Below are 626 nucleotides of genomic sequence, written 5' to 3'. Positions count from 1 at the left end.
AGGGCCCGATCGAACTCCCCCGCTCGCAAGTGCCGGGATATCTCACCTGAGAGAATCGACAGGAACTCAAGTTCGAAGGATATATGGCTCTCCGGCATGCCGCTGTTGTCGGCAAGGCGCAAGCACTGCTCCCCGTAGATTCTACTCACCTCGGTGCGGGGCCTGCCGTAGGTCAAGCCCGACTCGTCCAGGAAGACTGAGGCGTTCGGCACGCAGTAGCGTCCCTTGTATGCCTCGGCGCCGCCGAACGTACTGGTCCACTCGGTGGCCAGGATGGAACGGGTGCCCGTATGGCGCTTGCGCAAAGCGCGGCGGATATCGTCGAACCCCTCGTCGAGCAGGCTCTCCCCGACGACATAGCCCGCGTAGTCCTCTTCGGCCATGCCGTCGATCTGAGCCTGGGTGAGCGGCTTGAAATAAAGCCCGGCCAGCATCAGATAGAACTCGGAACGGCTTTCCAGAACGCCACACACGTCTTCCCACAACATCGGCTCGATCATATTCTCAACTTGCATACCGTACCATCCTTCCTTACACCAAAGCCGAGCGGCTTGCGTCGGTCGCCACGTCTTTACCGGCCTCGGTGGCCTGCCACCCGCGGTCGTAGTACAGCGCGCCCGCACGCT

Annotated in this window: 1 protein-coding gene; it reads right to left on the bottom strand. The window is 61.7% G+C overall.

Going from position 1 to position 626, the window contains the following annotated elements:
* Positions 1-515: molecular chaperone TorD family protein (locus RR842_RS14720; RefSeq protein WP_332730317.1), on the bottom strand; the 515-nt coding region annotated here is incomplete at its 3' end.
* Between the last annotated feature and the right edge of the window lie 111 nt (positions 516-626).

This window comes from Gordonibacter sp. (assembly GCF_036667095.1).
Lineage (GTDB): Bacteria > Actinomycetota > Coriobacteriia > Coriobacteriales > Eggerthellaceae > Gordonibacter.
This window is presented reverse-complemented; position numbering and strand designations above follow the sequence as displayed.